Genomic DNA, 17,710 nt, shown 5'->3' with positions numbered 1-17,710 from the left:
GATAAAACGCTGGTTGCATGCCTGTCAGTCGATCAACCTGACAAGGCTCGGCTCCATCAAATCCGGACTCACTTCAAGCAGCGCTAGCGTCACTGGCAGCTTGAAGCGTCTTCTTCCGGCGCTGCCCGGGTTGAGATACAGCACATCGCCGCGCCATTCGATGAGGGGTTTGTGCGAGTGACCGGTGATGACCAGCCTCACGCTGTTATCCAGCAGCGCGGGTACGTCGGCGATGTCGTGGACCAGCAGCGCTTGCCAGCCTTCGATGTCGAAACGCAGGTAGTCAGCGATGGGCGTTGCCCATTCTGCAGTCATGTCGTTGTTGCCGCGCACAATGTGCAGCTGGGCGAGGGCGGCCAGTTGCTCAACGATATCCTGGCTGCCGATGTCGCCGGCATGGATGATTGCATCGCAGTGCTCAAGCGCAGCAATCGCTTCGGGACGGAGCAACCCATGGGTGTCGGAAATCACGCCAACTTTCATGCAGGGCCTCGGGGCTGGGCGGGTAGGGATGCAGTGTAGCTGTCAAAGCGGGTGGTTGATAACCTGCAGGCGCCATGCAACACACAGGGGGAATGTGTGTTGCAGGGTCACGTCCGTCTCAGGCCTGACCGACCTTGATCACTACTATGCCAAATGCTCTTCTGGCCAGGTGTTCATAGGCCTCGCGAGCCTGCTCGAAGAGGTAGACGTGATCGATCACCGGGCGAATTTTATGCTCGTTAAGGAAGACGTTCATTCGGTCGAAAGACGAGCGAGGCGCTACGGCGATGCCGTGGAAGGTGGTCTGGCGGAAGATCGCCGGCATCAGGTTGAGCACCGAAGTCTGGCCGGTCAGAAAACCGATCTGTGCGATACGTCCTCCGGCCTTTGTCGCCGCAATCGACTGATTGATGCCGTCGCCGCCAGCCACATTCAGCAACAGATCAACGCCTCTGCCGTCAGTGAGTTTCAGCACGTCCTCTGCCCACTCGGGATGAGTTCGATAGTTCACACCAGCCACGGCGCCCAGTTTCTTGACCGCTTGCAGGTTTTCATCCTTGCTGGAGGTAGCGATGACTTTTGCTCCCAACGCCGTTGCGATTTGCGCGGCAAAGATCGACACGCCTCGAAGCGCGCCGATGTAAGCGCTGTCTCGTACCGTTTATCCGTGTCAATTGCGTAACTGTGGTCGAACTCGTGTTGAACTCCGGCCAAACTCGATCCACCCCGGAATTGCCTCTTTCCAGACTTTCCGGAGGGAGGTAAAAAGTTACCACGATATGCGATTTGCGCCTCAGGGCAGCCGCCGGATGCGGGCTTTTCAACAGCACCGACCGGTAAATTGTGATTACCCAAACCCCGCCCAGGCGGGGTTTTTCTTTGGGCGAAGCAAAAGGAGACCAGTGCAAGTGTTGAAAGACTATAGATGCGGGCAGTGCAAGAAGCTGCTGCTTCGCATGGGTGACTACACCGAACTCCAGATCAAGTGCCCCCGCTGCGGGACATTGAATCATGTGAAGGCCGTGAGCCTTGAGTTATCGCCTTTGAGCGAGAGAGGTACAGCAGCGTCGCTGCTGCCTCCCACAACTATCTAAAGGTATTAACTATGTCCAATAGCAGCTCTGCTATCAGCCAGTTCAAACATATTTCGCGCGTAGATAACATCAACTACGCACCCACTGTCTGGTCCCGCGCCGATGCGCTGAAGGTCAATGAAAATGACCCGACCACCACGCAGCCACTGGTCAGCCCGGACTTTCCGGTCATGAGTGATACGGTATTTATCTGGGATACCATGCCGCTGCGAGAGCTCGACGGCACGGTGGTTTCGGTCAACGGCTGGTCAGTGATCATCACCCTGACGGCGGACCGCCATCCTGACGACCCTCAGTACCTGGGGCCCGACGGTCGCTATGACATCAAGCGCGACTGGGAAGATCGACATGGCCGCGCACGCATGTGCTACTGGTACTCGCGTACTGGCAAGGACTGGATCTTTGGTGGCCGTGTAATGGCCGAGGGTGTATCGCCTACAACACGAGAGTGGGCGGGCACACCCATACTGTTGAATGACAAGGGCGATATTGATCTTTATTACACCTGCGTCACGCCTGGCGCAGCGATTGCCAAAGTTCGCGGTCGTATTGTTACCTCTGATAAAGGCGTGGAGTTGAAAGACTTTACCGACGTCAAGATTCTTTTCGACGCCGACGGCACGTATTATCAAACCGAAGCGCAGAACTCGACCTGGAACTTTCGCGACCCCAGTCCGTTTATTGATCCCAATGACGGCAAGTTGTACATGGTGTTCGAAGGCAATGTCGCCGGTGAACGCGGTTCGCATACAGTAGGGGTTGCCGAACTTGGCCCTGTGCCACCAGGTCATGAAGACGTGGGGGTGCCAGATTCCGTGGGCTGTATCGGTCTGGCGGTCGCAAAGGATCTCAGTGGTGAAGAGTGGGAACTACTTCCACCGTTGGTAACAGCGGTCGGCGTAAACGATCAGACCGAACGTCCGCATTACGTGTTTCAAGACGGCAAGTATTACTTGTTCACCATCAGCCACAAGTTCACGTATGCCGACGGTGTTACAGGGCCAGACGGGGTGTACGGTTTTGTCGGCGAACATTTGTTCGGTCCTTACCGGCCAATGAACGCTTCTGGCCTGGTGCTTGGCAATCCGCCCGAGCAGCCTTTCCAGACGTATTCGCACTGCGTCATGCCAAACGGTCTGGTAACTTCTTTCATCGACAGCGTGCCCACCGAAGGCGAGGATTATCGTATCGGCGGGACCGAAGCGCCGACGGTGAGAATCCTCTTGAAAGGGGATCGCTCGTTCGTGCAGGAAGAATATGACTACGGTTATATTCCTGCGATGAAAGACGTGCAACTGAGCTGACACGCCGTTCCCATACCTGAAGAACGTCTGTGAGAGCGGGCGTTCTTCGTTCACTCAGAACCCTAAAGGAGAAACCGAAATGGCAACTGCGAACAAAAACCTCAAGGCGACTTGGGTCGCGACAGTTACGAATCTTGACTGGCCGTCAGTCTCATCTGTGGCCATTACTGATGAGGCTGCTCGTGTCAGTAAACAGAAAGAAGAATTGACCGGCATTCTTGATGAAATTGTGGCAATGAAAATGAATGCCGTCATATTCCAGGTTGTTCCCTGCGCAGATGCATTCTATGCATCAGACCTGCTTCCGTGGTCGAAGTACCTGACGGGTACGCTCGGGAAGAATCCCGGCTTTGACCCACTGGCTTATGCTATAGAGCAGGCACATGCTCGCAATATTGAGCTGCACGCATGGGTGAACCCGTACCGCGTATCAATGAACGCCAGCGATGCCACAATCGAAGAGCTGAACAACTCATCATCTGACTCACCGGCCAGTGTGTTTAAAACGCATCCTGAATGGACGGGAACCGCAGCGAACCGCTTTGTTCTCAACCCCGGGATACCTGAAGTTCAGACGTGGGTTAGTAGTATTGTTGAAGAAATTGTCACTAAATACGATGTTGATGCCATTCAATTAGATGATTATTTTTATTATGAAACTGCCAGCTCGCTGCTGCAGGATGATGCCACCTATCAGAAATACAATACGAACTTTACCACGAAAGCCGACTGGCGGCGGAATAACACTTATTCGCTGGTTGATACATGCCATAAAAAAATAGCCGCCGTAAAAGCGGATGTCTTGTTTGGCGTCAGCCCGGCAGGCGTCTGGCGGAATAAATCTGACGACCCGCTGGGGTCTGATACGCAGGCCGGTGCGTCTAATTACGATTTCGCGTATGCAGACACACGGAAATGGGTCATTGACGGCATCATTGATTATATCGCCCCGCAGGTATACTGGCCGTTTGCTCGTGAGGTTGCGCGTTATGATGTCATTACACAGTGGTGGGCGGATACCGTTAGCGGAACTGGCACAGCGTTATATATTGGTATGGCTCTGTATAAAGTGGGAACGGCATCAGACACCGAGCCCGACTGGACTGTCGAGGGGGGCGTGCCTGAAATTACCCGTCAGCTTGACCTGAATGATTCTCTGACTGAGGTTTCCGGGTGCATGTTATTTCGACATATGTTTCTGCGGGCCTCACAGACTCAGCAGGTGGTCGACTACCTGAAGCTTCGCTGGGCTGACGTTTAATATTTCTGTTGTTGGGGTTTGGGGATCAACGTAACGGCAAGTGCATTTAAGCTCAAGTTACATTGCCCCCAAACCCCTTATAGAAATTTTCTTGCCGGCCGTCTTTCCTTTTTGATTTTGCAGCCACCAAACCGGAGAGGGTCAGCGTAGGGTACATATCAACTGCTCTTACGTTACCGACGTATCGTGGATGGCCAGGATCCTTGCACTGATATTTCGTCTCAGTGCTATTTCGCTAGCGGTAGCGAGATTATGATTGGCCGCACGGCAATAGCGGTAGATGAGCTCAACGATTTTTTGTGGCGGCAGTTGGTTATCAGGCTCTTGATCGCAGTGTGCTAACAATAGCAAACGCAGAGCCAATGTACGGATCGCCAAGGTAGCGGTCCATTCACTGAGAGACAAACCATAATCTTGCCCTGCGGGTGTGGTAGAGATAAAAGGAAAACCAGTGCGGGTAATTTCGGCCGCAATAAAACGTTTAATCGCCTGTTCCAGAGCTGCATCTGCGTGATGCTGGGCAGTGTCAGAAAATTCTGGTTTAAGCGCCCTTAGCTGGCGTTTCTGTGGTCCTTTTTTTTGAACTGTAATTGCATCTGATACGGCTTTTCGCATGCTCTCCGGTATGGTTCGCGCTTTCAGAATATCTTCCAGTACCTGAAGTAATTGATCTGTTACTTCGGGCTCTTGATTTAGCATCAGCGGCGAGGTTGTGGAGCCACGTCGATGGATGCTTTCCATCCACTTTTCGTAAGGCAGGCCCTCTAGACCCGACACCACATAGCATAACTGCCCGATGATCTGGTACACCGACCTGTGCGGCGTCAGCGCCTGCTCGCTGAAAAAAAGAATGATAGAGGCCCAGCTGTCAGGATCGACCTTGATCAAATGGTTGGCTAAACTTCCATCCCCCTTTGTATTAGGCCCAGCGCTATCTTCCAGCAGGAAGGGCGTATCACCAAACAAGACCAACCGTGCCACTTCAGGGCAACTCATTGTGGCGGACTTTACAATAAAGGCATCGAACCGACGATTCATACGAGGGTACGTTGCGCAGATATCCGGCAGAGCCGCCTCACCGTATTGGGTATGTACGGAGCAGCGCCCCCCTTGCAGAGCCATACATTGATTATCCGCATTCAGGTTCATCCTGAAACCTTCATTGTCACTGGCTATCAGATTAAGGAGTTCGGGAGACGACCGTTTATAAGCATCGACACGCTGGTCGCTTACAGAAATCTGCCAGCCTTCCTGGCAGCAATTATCCTCGCACTTCTCCGCGATACAGGAAAATGACTGGGCGTAATGAAACGCTATAGCAGATGACGAAGCCATACATCCCCCAAGAAAGCTAAATCAATAGGTGGTTCCAGGGCCATAATGGTTCCTCGACCTTTGACACAGGGGGCGGGCGGGGAGCAATCTCACACTGGCCTGTATCAAAAGAAGCTTGCGGGCTGACTTTTCGGACAAACTCCAGTTAGTGGAGAAGCGCCCCTGGCAGAGGCGCCCTGCATCAGTCGAGGTCAATCACGCTCAAGCGCCAGCACCAGCCGCTCAAGCCCGATACCGAACCCGGCACCTTCCCGATAGGCCCCGCCACCAACGACTTGTTGCTGCGCTCCCAATCCCGGGCAGCGCACCTCGAAGCCATTGCCTTCCAGGTAGTAACTCAGGCCCCGTTTGACGGCGATATTCAGTTGGTAATCCAGCCCCAGCGAATCGAGAAAGCCGGTGCATATCGCCTGGCTGCGCAGCAATGCCTGCTGCGGTGAGGGACCGAGAATTTCTAGCCCCAACTGCGTGAACTCGCGATAGCGTCCGGCCTGAGGGCGTTCATATCTGTAGCAGCGTGCCACATAGAAAAACATGGCCTCACTGCGTCCCTTCAACAGTACTTCGCTGCGCTCCTGAAACAAGGCAGTGGCTTCCGGGATTAGACAGCAAGCGCGTCCGGCCTTGTCGTTGAAGGCCCACATCTGACCGATGATCTCGCTGCCGCCCGCTTTTTCGATAAACGTGTCCTGACCCCACAAGGCCGGGACGATTGCTTCCTCAGCGCCAGCTTCGATGAAGATAGCTCCGGAAACGGTTTTCCGTTTCACGCAGGTTTGCGGCTTCTGGTCCGGTCACGATGCGGGTTCCGCGTAGCATGGTCATTGGTGTTATCTCCATTTTTTGAGGGTGATTTTTTGAGGGTAATAGACAGGCAATAAAAAAGGCGCCTGGGGCGCCTTGGTTTGTTTCACTGATGGGGCAGAGCATGAATCCATGTTTGGCCTATCGATGAGCTCACGCAACCTCAGCGCCTTGAAAGGGGCTGTGATGGTGATGTCGGTTGCTTTGAAAAATTTTATTCATGGCTAATCGTTGCACTTTTTCAGGCAGGGCTCAAGCGGCAGTTTTATCTGCGTAGTTATCTCAGTCGCGCCATGCTCAGTGCGTCGACGAATACTCCGTCGCGCACTGCGTAGTTGCGCAGCCGCCCCTCGACATCGAAACCGAATTTGCGATACAGGCCTTGAGCGGCCTCATTGTCGGCGAATACAGTCAGTTCTATCCGGTGCAGATTCATCCAGTTGTCTGCCACGTCCAGCGCTGCCGCCAGCAATCTTGAGCCAATGCCCTTGCCTTGCCAGAATGATGCGACGCCCATACCGATGGCGCCGACATGGCTTTGGCGGCTGCGTAAATATTGTTCGAGACCAATATTGCCGATTACTTCGCCGCCACTCAGCGCAACCAGTTTCAGATGGCGTTCGGTGCTATCTGCCAGACGTTTGCGCCATACCTCGATGGACTGATAAGGCATCTGCAACACTTGACGACAAACAGCTGGCTCGTTGTAGAGCGCAGTGACGCCTTCAAGGTGGGGTTCAGCCAGACGCTGAATGAGAATTTGCGAGACAGGTGTATGCAATTGGATTCATTCCTTGAATGGTGTCTATCGGTCGCAGTCAGGAAGCGTCATTGGAAACTTCGGCGACCACTACATAGGGCTCAGACAATATACTCGGGCTTGCCCATGTAAAATTTCAAGCATTGTGCGAGGCACTCTGGCACCGGATTATTCCGCCCGCAAGCCTGGCGCTGTGAGAAAGGCGCCAGAGACTTGCAGCCGATACATAGATGACATCGTTGACCGACTGTGATCGATGAAGCTCAGCAGCTGCGTTTTTTGAATCTTTCCATGCAAGGAATCACTTGTCGATGAAGGAACATACGATCTACGGCGTTGAAGGCGAGAGCGAAGACTTTCGCGCCGCCGCTGCCAGTGCGCGGCGCACGTTCAAGTTTTTCTGGCGGGAAATGTCCTGGGAGCGCCGCCGAATTGTTCAAGGGCTGGACCTGGCCGCGGTAAAGGTATCGTTCGCCACCCAATCACCTGACCCGGATAGCCCATCGGTCGAGAACATGTGGGTGACGGATGTCGATTTCGACGGCCAGAGCCTTTCAGGCGTTCTCATGAATGAACCCGTGTGGGTGAGTTCGATGCGCGCCGGAGACCCGGTTACGGTTCCGCTGACCAGCCTGAACGACTGGGTCTATGTGTCGGACGACCGAGTATTCGGTGGCTTCACTATTGATGCGCTGCGGTCCGGGATGTCTGCGGCAGAACGCATAGCACACGATCAGGCATGGGGCCTGGACTTCGGTGAGGCTGGCACGGTGATGCTTGTCCCGCCCGCTGAAGGCAAGTCGCCAGTCTGCTTCACCCGTACACTTGCCAGCGCGTCGGACAAGCGGGCTTTGGACACGCTTGAGCGGCTCGAACATCCGATGGGTTTGAATGCTCAAAGCACTGTCGAACATGGTCTTAAAGAGGACCCTGCGCTAGTCACGGACCCTGACGAAGAGGGCTGGCAGATGGTCCACCGCGAGACGCTCGCGGGCAATTGCAATTTTGTTGTCACGCTTTTGCATTTCGGGGCAGACCCGGCGGCAACCAACAGCAATGGGCATGATGCATTGGCGCTTGCGCGTATGGCGGGGTGGCCAAGGATTATCGAGTTGCTGGAGGGCGATCGTTCCAACCTTGAAAAGGCGATGCAGCGACCCGGTTTTCCAGCCTGGCCTATTGGCCTGACGATGGCGATCATCGGCGCGGCTGGTCTTTACTTCGTCGCCATGAATCAGTCGACGGACCGGTGGGGTGTCCGGGATGAAGGCTTTCTGAGCACAGGAGTTTTCATTGCGCTTGTCTGGATTTTTGGCCAAGGCCTGATCCTCTGCACTGGCCCCTGGTATTTTCGACTTCGTGAGCGCACACCGATGTGGGGCAAAGCCAGAGCGCTGGATTTGCTGGCAATGCTTGCAGGAACGCTGCTTGCGTTCTTCCTGCACGATCATTTGGGCGCGTACCTGCAAAGCGTGTAGCGCGGCCTTCGCAAAAAATAAGGTCTTGCCTCTATTTCACCATAAGTGTACCGTTGCGTTCACTTATGGTGGTGGGCGCGCAGCATATCGGCCATGTCGGATCGCTGATTCCGGGTTGCACCGCGCAGCAGGTGATCGGCATCAGCCCGGCACAGCTCTGCGGCTTTGTGCAACGTTGCCTGCCTTGAGTCGAATCGTTTTACCGAAGTGGAGAAGCGGTTATGTGCGTATCAAAAGAGCCCGTTGCGGGCGTATTCCTGCTGTTGGTTCTGGCGGCTGGCGGTATGGTTGCACAAGAACCGTTTTCTCATTTCGGCGTCGACCTGCCTGCCGATACGCTGGACGCAGAAACCCCGTCCAGACCTGTTTCGCCACAACGTACCATGCAACTCGATGAGGGCCGGTTCAGCAGCGCAATGCTTGAACCTGCTCTGTATGTGGCGACACAACATACCGCCCGGCCTTGACCGGGTTGTTCTGTTTCAGGCGTTGGTGTCGGTGATATTGGCGAAGAAAATACACCCGATCAGCCGCGCGAACAGAGTCAGGGTTTCCGGCAGATCAGGGTCTTCAAACAGCGTCACCTGTGAATCCAGTGCGCACAGCGCGCCATACAGTTGGCCGTCCGGAAGATAGATAGGCACACCCGCATAACTTTCTATGGCGTAACGTTTTACCACCGGGCGGTTGGCGTACCTGCCGTTCTGGCTGATCTGCGGTACGAACAAGGGTTGGGGGTTGATGCAGAGCTCGCTGCACAGCGTGGTCTCGAGCGGTAACACATCGCCATCGTCGATGCCGAGGTCTGTCGGGTCATAGACCGAGCAGGCTATCCAGTCCGATTCGGTAAATTTCGCGATGCCCGCAAAACGCATTCCGGTCAGCCGGGTAACCAGCCGCAAGACATTGGTCGTGGCCTCGATCTCGGCGATCGCAGAGCGTTCCTCAGTGGTCAAGCAGCTCCTTGAAGTTGTCAACGCCAAACTCATGTCATTCTCCGGGGGTACTCATTCATGTGCGCAGCGCACCATGCTAACCGAGCCGTTTAAAAAAGCCATATACGTTACAGCCTCTGGTGAATTATTTGTGAGCATGAATTATTGACGCCAGCTTTAAAGTTCGGCGTCGTTCAGCCGACTACTGGACTGAGCAGGTGGCAAGGATCAGCCCCGTAACTCCACCCGATGACCTATAAAGAGCGACTTAAGTTGAAAAACACTCTGAGCAATATTTCTGTCCGGTCCAAGCTAGCGCTGGGCTTTGCTCTGGTCATCGTGCTGACGGTGCTGATTGCGCTGACGGGCTGGACCGGCATTACTTCGCTGAGCGAACGAAGCGAGCGGATTGCCGACATCGGCAAAATGAGCACGCTGACTCGTGATGTTCGCATCGCACGCCTGGCGTACTGGATAAACTACGACGCCGAGCGCGCCAATGACTGGCTGAAGGCTCTTGAGCGCCTCGAGAACCACGTCAAGTATGCGCAAGAGGTATTCGACTCCCCGCTGAACATACCGCTGGTAAATGCTGCTGCCGAAGCGCTGGTTGAATACCGGGTCCATTATGACAACCTCATGCGGGCGACTGCCGCCCGCGAGGCGACCCGTGGAATGTTTGGCCAGTACGCTGATGCCGGGGCTGAAGACTTGCAGAAGCTGAATGCGTTCGCGAGGTCGGATGAGGGCACTGCTTCACAGCGCGACGCTATTGTTCAGGCCATGACACTGTTTCAGAAAATGCGTTTCGATCTGCGCGGTTATACCTACTCTCTGAAAACCGAGAACAGGGCGCCGGCAGAAGCCTCGATGAATACAGTCATCAACTTTGTCAAAGGTCTGCAAGGGTTCGACAGTCAGTCTGCAACGATCAATCACCTTGTAGATTCCATGGTCAGCTACCAGAGCACCATGAACAAGTTCACTGCTGCACAGGCATCTATTGATGAGGCCCAGGCGGGTATCACCAAAGTGATCGGCGTTCTGTTCAAGTCGGCCGACCAGCTTTCCGCCAACCAGGTGAATCTGCGTATTGAAGACGTCGATCAGGCCAAGACGCTGCTTTCGGTCTGGCTGGTTGCGGCGCTGATCATGAGTTTCCTCGCGGCCTGGGTGATTACCCGCCTGATCGTAGGTCCGCTGCTCGAAACATTGAAGCTGGCCGAGCGTGTCGCAGATGGCGACTTGACGCACAATCAGGCGGTCACCCGCAAGGATGAGCTCGGACGTCTGCAGAGCAGCATGCAGCGCATGACGACCAATTTGCGTGAGCTGATCGGCGGATTGCGTGACGGTGTTACCCAGATTGCCAGTGCCGCCGAGCAGCTTTCGGCAGTGACCGAGCAGACAAGCGCGGGTGTGAACAGCCAGAAAAGCGAAACGGATCAGGTCGCCACCGCCATGCACGAAATGTCGGCGACCGTTCAGGAAGTCGCCAGAAACGCCGAGCAGGCCTCTAATGCTGCGGTCAACGCATCGAAAGAAGCGCGTGAAGGCGATGGCGTAGTTTCCAAGGCCGTGGCACAGATCGAAAAACTGGCCACCGAAGTGCAGCATTCCAAATCTGCAATGGATGACCTCAAGAGCGAAAGCAACAAGATCGGCGGCGTTCTGGACGTTATCAAGGCAGTGGCCGAACAGACCAATCTGCTGGCGCTCAACGCCGCCATCGAAGCAGCCCGGGCGGGCGAAGCTGGACGTGGTTTTGCGGTCGTTGCAGATGAAGTGAGAAGTCTGGCGCAACGCACGCAGACCTCGACAGAGGAAATTGCTGCCCTGATCAGCGGATTGCACAGTCGCACCACGCAAGTGGCCACGATTCTCGACAACAGCCAGGCGCTGACCGCCAACAGTGTCGAGCTGACTCGCAATGCGGGCGTCTCGATCAGTAACATCACTCAGGCGATTTCGACCATCGAGACGATGAACCATCAGATTGCTGCGGCGGCTGAGGAGCAGAGCGCGGTGGCTGAAGAGATCAATCGCAGCGTACTGAATGTGCGAGACATTTCGGAACAGACCGCCTCGGCCAGTGAACAGACTGCCGCGTCGAGCGTGGAGCTTGCCCGCTTGGGCGGGCACCTGCAAAGCCTGGTCAACCGTTTCAAAGTCTGACGTTTACCCTCGGCAATACTCCGGTGCGGGCGCAATGCCACGCACCGGTAGGGGCGACGCGCACGCGCTCTGACAGCTAGCGGCCCCAGCGCTGCAACGCAAACTCCACAAAACTTCTCAGCTTCGGCAACCGGTACCGGTCCTGTACATACAGCAGGTTCATCGGGCGTCTCGGCAGGTGATAGTCGGGCAGCAGCGCAACCAGCCGGCCCTCCTGCAAGTCTCGCTGAACCAGCGCATCCGGCAGCATCACGATACCCATTCCAGCGCGAGCCGCCTGATAAAGACCGGCGGAAGTGTTGGCAACCAGCGAACCGTCCACCTCTACCAGCACCTCGCCTTCAGGCCCTGTCATGCGCCATTGGGTGCCCGCAGTGCGCCACTCGTCTCCGGCGGGGTAGGCGAACGGCAGGCAATTATGCGCACGAAGATCTTCAGGGTGTGTGGGCACGCCGTGGCGAGCCAGGTAGGCCGGCGCGGCGCAAATGGTCAGGGTGTAGTCCTGCATGGGTCGCGCAATGAGCGGCGAAGCTTCTGGAATATTGCCCAGGCGCACTGCAACGTCAAAACCATTATCGATCATGTCCAGGCGCTGATTGGTCAGCACCAGATCGAGCCTGACTTGTGGAAAGTGCCGGGAGAATTCTGCGAGTGCAGGTGCCAGCACTTCCGAGCCGAATGTCAGTGGCGCGGTGATGCGCAGTGTGCCTGACGGATCACCTTGTGCCTGCTCGGCCAGTTGTTCGGACTCGGCGACCAGGCCCAATACCTCGAGGCAACGCTCGTAGTACGCCGTGCCGAACTCGGTCAGGCGCTGGCGGCGGGTGGTTCGCTGTAACAGGCTGACGCCCAGGCGCTGCTCCAGTGCGCGCAGATGGTTGCCGACCATCGTAGTGGAAATCGAACATGCCTGCGCCGCTGCCGTCAGGCTGCCTGCCTCGACAACCTTTACGTACACACGCATCGCCTGAAACAAATCCATTATCAATCCTGACTTTAAGATGATTGAAGTATTGCGCTGTTTATCCATAAGAAGTGGTTAACCATACTGCAAAAATCGACATCTACCCAAGGAGCTTCACGCGATGACCACTGCCTGCCTGATGAGCACTTACCAACCTTTGGCCATTGGTTTCACTCATGGTCTGGGCACGCGTCTGTGGGACCAGCGCGGGCGCGAATACCTGGATGCCGTGGCGGGGGTGGCAGTGACCAATGTCGGTCACTCGCATCCGCTGCTGGTAGCGGCGATTCGTGATCAGGCGGGGTTGCTGTTGCACATCTCCAATCTGTACAGCATTGACTGGCAGCAACGCCTGGCGCAGAAGCTGACAGCGCTCTCTGGCATGGAGCGTGTGTTTTTCAATAACTCCGGTGCCGAGGCCAACGAGACTGCGCTCAAGCTGGCTCGGCTGCACGGCTGGCACAAGTACATCGAGCAACCCTTGGTGGTGGTCATGGAAAACGCTTTTCACGGTCGCACGCTGGGCACGCTGTCAGCCAGCGACGGGCCGGCCGTGCGCCTGGGTTTTGGCACCTTGCCGGGTGACTACGTCAAGGTCCCGTTCGGTGATCTGGCAGCATTCGATAGAGTCTGCGTCACTCACGGGCACCGGATCGCTGCGGTATTGGTCGAGCCGATTCAGGGGGAGGGCGGCGCGCAAGTGGCGCCGGCCGGGTATCTCAAGGCGCTGAGGGAGCGCTGCACGCGCCGCGACTGGTTGCTGATGCTTGATGAAATCCAGACCGGCATGGGCCGCACCGGAAAGTGGTTTGCCTTTCAGCATGAAGGCATCGTGCCCGATGTCATGACCCTGGCCAAAGGACTGGGCAACGGGATACCGATCGGCGCCTGTCTGGCGCGGGGCAAGGCTGCGCAATTGTTCACGCCCGGCAGCCATGGCAGTACTTTCGGCGGCAATCCGCTCGCGTGTCGTGCCGGGTGCACTGTGATCGACATCATCGAGCAACAGGAACTGGTGAAAAACGCCGGGATTCAGGGCCAGCGCTTGCTTGAGCAACTGCAGAGCGCGCTTGGCGAACATCCGAATGTGTTGGAGATTCGCGGTAGAGGGCTGATGATCGGCATCGAATTGCAAGAAGCGATCCCCGAATTGACGCAGATCGCGGCCGAGCAACATGCTCTGCTGATCAACGTCACACGGGGCAAGGTCATTCGTTTGTTGCCACCTCTGATGCTCGATGCTGCCGAGGTTGCACAGATTGTTCAGCGGCTGTCGGCAGCACTCGACAGCGCCGGCCAGCGGTCGCTTGCACGTTCAGCCCAGGATCTGGATGAAGGAAAAGGACTACGCCGGGCTGTACCGTAACCTCCCATTTGCGGTAGAAGGGACAAGCGTCGTGTGTGTCTGCGCGATGGCTACCCAATGGATTTGAAAGGAGCCCACCATGTTAATCCGGTCCCTGACCCTCGCCACCCTGCTTGTTGCTACCGGCACAGCGCTTGCCGCTGACGAAAACCCGCTGGTGCAAGAACGCGGTACGTCGCGTCCGCTGATCATCATTGCGCCCAGCACGGTCGATCCGACACTGGTCAAGCTCAAGAAGGCGCTGGACGAGCCGGCCAATCGTGAAGCGTTTTCGCAGCGTCATATGGTGCTGTACACGATCGTCAATACCATCGGCGAACGCAACGGCAAAACCCTTGATGCACAATCGACCATGGCCTTGATTCGCGAGTTGAAACTGGGTGCAGGAGTGGGGACCAAGGTCATTCTGGTGGGTAAGGACGGCGAGAAAAAAATCGACAGGACTGTCGGAAAGTCAGAGTCGATAGACCCCAAGGAGATCTTCGCCACCATCGACCAAATGCCGATGAGAGAGCAGGAAGCTTCCGCGCCGCCACCGCAGCCTGAAGCCAAACCCGCGCCGGCGGAAAAGCCCGAAAAGCCCGGTAAGCCAGTCAAGGGTGGCGCGCCTGGCAAGGCGCTGGATGACTGAGTGATGCCATTGCGCGCGTCACCGCGCGCTTCACGGGCAGGTGTTTTGATCAGTCGCCGCGAATGTACTGTTCAAGCTGCTGAATGAGACTGGCCTGCTCGGCTATGGCTTCTTTTACCAGATCGCCAATGGACAGCAGGCCTAGTAGTTGCCCGTTTTCCACGACAGGCAGATGGCGCAGGTGGCTGTCGGTCATGATCCCCATGCAGGCGTCGACGCTCTGCTGCGAGTCCACAGTGATGACGTGGCTGCTCATGATGTCACTGACCGGCGTGCCTACCGAAGAGCGTCCCTTGAGGACCACTTTGCGCGCATAATCGCGTTCGCTGACTACGCCGACCACTACGCCATTCTCAACCACTGGCAACGCGCCAATGTTTTTTTCGGCCATCAGCCTGAGCGCCTCGAGCACCATCTGATGCGGGCCAATGGTGTGCACTTGCTGGTTGTGCAGGTCTTTCAATTTCAACAGCTGGGCGACGGTTTTCATGGTGCTCTCCGGGGTGGCGACCTGTTTGACTGTAGTGCATCTGCAGCAGCGCTACAGATTCATGCACTCAGCTGAACCAATCAACCGCTAAATAAGCATGGAGGGCATAGACTGAATCAATGCTCTGCGCGCCGACGACCTTTGCTGATGTGCCTTTAATTAGAGCGTCCGCTGCACGTTCACCCTGATAGCCAAGTAGAATCAACGTGTTCACTCATAGTCGAGGTTGCAGCGTTGGATTTACAGCAGGGCTTTATCCTCAGTCGGCACTGGCAAGACACGCCCGCCGGGACCGAGGTCGACTTCTGGCTGGCCACTGACCAGGGGCCGCGCCACATTCGTCTGCCTTGCCAGCCATCTGTGGCGTTCATTCCTGCTGAACAGAGCGAGCGCGCCCGCTCATTGTTACGTAGCGAACGTGGCGTGGAGTTGCGTCCGCTGGAACTCAGTGATTTTCGCCATCGTCCGGTGCTGGGTGTGTACTGCCAGCAGCACCGTCAGTTGATGAACATCGAAAAGTTGCTGCGCAGGGGCAATGTGGATGTCTATGAAGCCGACATCCGCCCGCCCGAGCGCTATTTGATGGAGCGCTTCATCACTGCTCCCGTGCAGTTTGGCGGCACACCGAATGCCGATGGCGTGTTGTGCGATGCGCAGATCAGGCCTGCCCCGGATTACCGGCCACAGCTCAAACTGGTGTCTCTGGACATCGAAACCACGGCGCGGGGTGATCTGTATTCAATCGCCCTCGAGGGCTGCGGTCAGCGTCAGGTCTACATGCTCGGCCCGCCGAATGGCGGCGATGAGCAGCTGGACTTTCAGCTCGACTATTGCGATACCCGAGCACAGTTGCTGGAGCGTCTGAACGACTGGCTGGCGTTGCACGACCCTGACGCGATCATTGGCTGGAATGTGGTGCAGTTCGATCTGCGGGTCCTGCACGAACATGCGCAGCGCCTGCAGGTGCCGCTGCGCCTCGGACGTGGCGGGGAGGCAATGGGCTGGCGCGAGCACGGCAGTCGCAACAACCACTTTTTCGCCGAAGTCAGCGGGCGGCTGATCATTGACGGCATCGAGGCACTGCGTTCGGCAACCTGGAGCTTTCCGTCGTTCAGCCTTGAGTTCGTCGCGCAGACATTGCTGGGTGAGGGCAAGGCCATTGACACGCCTTACCAGCGCATGGATGAAATCAACCGCATGTTTGCCGAGGATAAACCGGCACTGGCGCGCTACAACATCAAGGACTGCGAGCTGGTTACGCGTATCTTCGCCAAGACTCAACTGCTGACCTTTCTGCTCGAGCGTGCCACGGTGACTGGTCTGCCTGCGGACCGCAGCGGTGGCTCGGTCGCCGCGTTCTGCCATTTGTATATTCCGCTGATGCATCGCCAAGGCTTTGTCGCGCCCAATCTGGGCGAGCGATTACCCGAAGCCAGTCCTGGCGGGTTCGTCATGGATTCGCAGCCGGGTCTTTATGAGTCGGTGCTGGTACTGGATTACAAAAGCCTCTATCCGTCGATCATTCGGACCTTTCTGATTGACCCGGTGGGGCTCATCGAGGGCATGCGTCACCCTGACGACAGTGCGTCTGTGCCGGGTTTTCGCGGTGCGCGCTTTTCACGCACCAGGCACAGCCTGCCTGCCATCGTGGAGCGTGTGTGGCAGGGGCGCGAGGCTGCCAAGCGTGAGCAGAACGCGCCACTGTCCCAGGCCCTTAAAATCATCATGAATGCCTTTTACGGCGTGTTGGGATCAAGCGGCTGCCGGTTTTTCGACCCGCGCCTGGCCTCGTCGATTACTTTGCGCGGGCATGAAATCATGCTCAAGACCCGCGACCTCATCCAGGCAAAAGGCTACACCGTGATTTACGGTGATACCGACTCGACATTCGTCTGGCTGGGCCGCCCGCATGGGCAGCAAGAGGCGGCAAGCATCGGCAAAGCGTTGGTGCTGGAGGTCAACCAGTGGTGGCGCGAGCATTTGCAGAAAGAATATGGCTTGCACAGTGCTCTGGAACTGCAATACGAAACGCATTTTCGACGCTTTCTGATGCCGACGGTGCGCGGCGCGGAGGAGGGTAGCAAGAAGCGTTATGCGGGGCTGGTCTCTCGCGCCGACGGCTCCGAGGAAATGGTCTACAAGGGCCTGGAAACGGTGAGAACCGACTGGTCGCGACTCGCTCAGCAGTTTCAGCAGGAATTGTATCTGCGTATTTTCAAGCGTCAGCCGTATCAGGATTACGTGCGCGATTATGTGCAACGTACGCTGTCAGGCGAGCTGGATGATCTGCTGATCTACCGCAAGCGACTGCGCCGCAAGCTCGACGATTACCAGCGCAACGTGCCACCGCATGTGCGCGCCGCGCGTCTGGCTGACGAATACAACGACCAGCAGGGGCGACCGCGGCAGTATCAAAGCGGCGGCTGGATCAGCTATGTGATGACCGTAGCCGGCCCGGAACCGCTGGAAATTCGCCATGCCCCCATCGATTACGATCATTACGTGACGCGCCAGTTGCAACCGCTGGCCGACGCTATTCTGCCGTTCGTGGACGACGATTTCAGTACCCTCGTCGGCGGGCAGTTGGGGCTTTTCTAGGCTCTAGACTTGCAATGACTGTGCTCGTCGGC

Annotated in this window: 17 protein-coding genes and 2 pseudogenes; 11 read left to right on the top strand and 8 right to left on the bottom strand. The window is 56.5% G+C overall.

Annotated features, from left to right (window positions below):
• Positions 1-24: 24 nt before the first annotated feature.
• Positions 25-483 (bottom strand): metallophosphoesterase family protein, encoded by a 459-nt coding sequence (locus I9H09_RS13935; RefSeq protein WP_122312132.1) that lies wholly within the window; start codon positions 481-483, stop codon positions 25-27.
• 118 nt (positions 484-601) lie between these two features.
• A pseudogene (locus I9H09_RS13930) lies at positions 602-1,108 on the bottom strand (zinc-binding dehydrogenase); the annotation flags it as partial.
• Positions 1,109-1,391: 283 nt separating this feature from the next.
• Between I9H09_RS13930 and I9H09_RS13925 the strand changes: the two are divergent.
• From I9H09_RS13925 to I9H09_RS13915, 3 genes are all read left to right on the top strand, one after another.
• Positions 1,392-1,577, top strand: a complete 186-nt coding sequence (locus I9H09_RS13925; protein ID WP_080268116.1) for a Com family DNA-binding transcriptional regulator — start codon at positions 1,392-1,394, stop codon at positions 1,575-1,577.
• An 11-nt stretch (positions 1,578-1,588) separates the two neighbouring features.
• Positions 1,589-2,881, top strand: a complete 1,293-nt coding sequence (locus I9H09_RS13920) for a glycoside hydrolase family 68 protein (RefSeq protein WP_248972573.1) — start codon at positions 1,589-1,591, stop codon at positions 2,879-2,881.
• 79 nt (positions 2,882-2,960) lie between these two features.
• The gene (locus tag I9H09_RS13915) at positions 2,961-4,142 is read left to right on the top strand and encodes a glycoside hydrolase family 10-like protein (protein WP_248972572.1); all 1,182 of its coding nucleotides are present in this window, start codon (positions 2,961-2,963) and stop codon (positions 4,140-4,142) included.
• 168 nt (positions 4,143-4,310) lie between these two features.
• On the opposite strand, the gene fliB is transcribed toward I9H09_RS13915, so the two are convergent.
• The 3 genes from fliB to I9H09_RS13900 all read right to left on the bottom strand — a co-directional run bounded on the left by fliB (position 4,311) and on the right by I9H09_RS13900 (position 7,062).
• Entirely contained in the window at positions 4,311-5,477 is a 1,167-nt protein-coding gene (gene fliB / locus I9H09_RS13910; RefSeq protein WP_122313156.1) for a flagellin lysine-N-methylase, read from the bottom strand.
• Positions 5,478-5,668: 191 nt separating this feature from the next.
• Positions 5,669-6,247 (bottom strand): ATP phosphoribosyltransferase regulatory subunit, encoded by a 579-nt coding sequence (locus tag I9H09_RS13905; protein ID WP_053479959.1) that lies wholly within the window; start codon positions 6,245-6,247, stop codon positions 5,669-5,671.
• A 311-nt stretch (positions 6,248-6,558) separates the two neighbouring features.
• Positions 6,559-7,062, bottom strand: a complete 504-nt coding sequence (locus I9H09_RS13900; protein WP_005893128.1) for a GNAT family N-acetyltransferase — start codon at positions 7,060-7,062, stop codon at positions 6,559-6,561.
• Positions 7,063-7,352: 290 nt separating this feature from the next.
• On the opposite strand from I9H09_RS13900, the gene I9H09_RS13895 reads away from it, so the two are divergent.
• Genes I9H09_RS13895 through I9H09_RS13890 form a run of 3 tightly spaced genes read left to right on the top strand, consistent with a single transcriptional unit; the run spans position 7,353 to position 8,986 of the window.
• A complete protein-coding gene (locus I9H09_RS13895; RefSeq protein WP_122313157.1) occupies positions 7,353-8,519 on the top strand; it encodes a DUF2314 domain-containing protein in 1,167 nt (388 codons plus the stop codon).
• 53 nt (positions 8,520-8,572) lie between these two features.
• On the top strand, positions 8,573-8,707 hold the full coding sequence (locus I9H09_RS26910) for a hypothetical protein (RefSeq protein ID WP_255871602.1): 135 nt from the start codon (positions 8,573-8,575) through the stop codon (positions 8,705-8,707).
• 33 nt (positions 8,708-8,740) lie between these two features.
• The gene (locus I9H09_RS13890) at positions 8,741-8,986 is read left to right on the top strand and encodes a hypothetical protein (protein ID WP_122313158.1); all 246 of its coding nucleotides are present in this window, start codon (positions 8,741-8,743) and stop codon (positions 8,984-8,986) included.
• 15 nt (positions 8,987-9,001) lie between these two features.
• Here the strand turns inward: I9H09_RS13890 and I9H09_RS13885 are convergent, their stop codons facing one another.
• On the bottom strand, positions 9,002-9,508 hold the full coding sequence (locus I9H09_RS13885) for a GAF domain-containing protein (RefSeq protein ID WP_122313159.1): 507 nt from the start codon (positions 9,506-9,508) through the stop codon (positions 9,002-9,004).
• Positions 9,509-9,703: 195 nt separating this feature from the next.
• On the opposite strand from I9H09_RS13885, the pseudogene I9H09_RS27195 reads away from it, so the two are divergent.
• Together I9H09_RS27195 and I9H09_RS27190 are read left to right on the top strand one after the other, a co-directional pair.
• Positions 9,704-10,774 (top strand): annotated as a pseudogene (locus I9H09_RS27195) (methyl-accepting chemotaxis protein); the annotation flags it as partial.
• Positions 10,757-11,629, top strand: coding sequence for a methyl-accepting chemotaxis protein (locus I9H09_RS27190; RefSeq protein ID WP_371903714.1), 873 nt, complete (start codon positions 10,757-10,759; stop codon positions 11,627-11,629). The pseudogene I9H09_RS27195 and the gene I9H09_RS27190, both read left to right, overlap by 18 nt.
• A gap of 76 nt (positions 11,630-11,705) precedes the next feature.
• Here the strand turns inward: I9H09_RS27190 and I9H09_RS13875 are convergent, their stop codons facing one another.
• Entirely contained in the window at positions 11,706-12,611 is a 906-nt protein-coding gene (locus I9H09_RS13875; RefSeq protein ID WP_122346448.1) for a LysR family transcriptional regulator, read from the bottom strand.
• Between the two features lie 103 nt (positions 12,612-12,714).
• Here I9H09_RS13875 and I9H09_RS13870 point away from each other — a divergent pair, with 103 nt between their 5' ends.
• Both I9H09_RS13870 and I9H09_RS13865 read left to right on the top strand, forming a co-directional pair.
• Positions 12,715-13,959 carry an aspartate aminotransferase family protein gene (locus I9H09_RS13870; protein WP_122323851.1) on the top strand — a complete coding sequence of 415 codons (1,245 nt, stop codon included), beginning with the start codon at positions 12,715-12,717 and terminating at the stop codon, positions 13,957-13,959.
• A gap of 79 nt (positions 13,960-14,038) precedes the next feature.
• Positions 14,039-14,590: a DUF4174 domain-containing protein gene (locus I9H09_RS13865; RefSeq protein WP_005893114.1), complete on the top strand. Its 552-nt coding sequence runs from the start codon at positions 14,039-14,041 to the stop codon at positions 14,588-14,590.
• A 49-nt stretch (positions 14,591-14,639) separates the two neighbouring features.
• Here I9H09_RS13865 and I9H09_RS13860 read toward each other — a convergent pair whose 3' ends face one another.
• Positions 14,640-15,080: a CBS domain-containing protein gene (locus tag I9H09_RS13860; RefSeq protein ID WP_005893112.1), complete on the bottom strand. Its 441-nt coding sequence runs from the start codon at positions 15,078-15,080 to the stop codon at positions 14,640-14,642.
• A gap of 234 nt (positions 15,081-15,314) precedes the next feature.
• Between I9H09_RS13860 and I9H09_RS13855 the strand changes: the two genes are divergently transcribed.
• On the top strand, positions 15,315-17,678 hold the full coding sequence (locus I9H09_RS13855) for a DNA polymerase II (RefSeq protein WP_122346447.1): 2,364 nt from the start codon (positions 15,315-15,317) through the stop codon (positions 17,676-17,678).
• The last annotated feature ends 32 nt before the right edge of the window (positions 17,679-17,710 follow it).

The sequence above is a fragment of the Pseudomonas tremae genome (assembly GCF_023278125.1).
Classification (GTDB): domain Bacteria; phylum Pseudomonadota; class Gammaproteobacteria; order Pseudomonadales; family Pseudomonadaceae; genus Aquipseudomonas; species Aquipseudomonas tremae.
This window is presented reverse-complemented; position numbering and strand designations above follow the sequence as displayed.